We start from the raw sequence: 302 nt of genomic DNA on the forward strand, positions 1-302 counted from the left end.
GCGGCCATGCCGGCCGCGGCGCCGGAGACCATGAGCGCCTTGCGTTCGTCGGCCGACAGGTGCAGGTGCTGGGCGAGGATGGAGCCGATCGCGCCGCCGGTCATGATGATCGGTCCCTCGGCGCCGAACGGGCCGCCGGTACCGATGCTCACCGCGGCCGAGATCGGTTTGAGGACGGCCACCCGCGGCTCGACGGTGCTGCGCCGCATCAGGATCGCCTCGATGGCCTCGGGCATGCCGTGGCCGCGGATCTTCTCGGACCCGAAGCGTGCCATCAGGCCGATCACGAGCCCGCCCGCGAC

General features: G+C 72.5%; 1 protein-coding gene. It reads right to left on the reverse strand.

Annotation, left to right across the window (positions count from 1 at the left end):
• The coding region (locus TOK_RS29570) for a chloride channel protein (RefSeq protein WP_253258734.1) at nucleotides 1-275 on the reverse strand (275 nt) is incomplete at its 3' end.
• Between the last annotated feature and the right edge of the window lie 27 nt (nucleotides 276-302).

The organism is Pseudonocardia sp. N23 (assembly GCF_002583555.1).
Lineage (GTDB): Bacteria > Actinomycetota > Actinomycetes > Mycobacteriales > Pseudonocardiaceae > Pseudonocardia.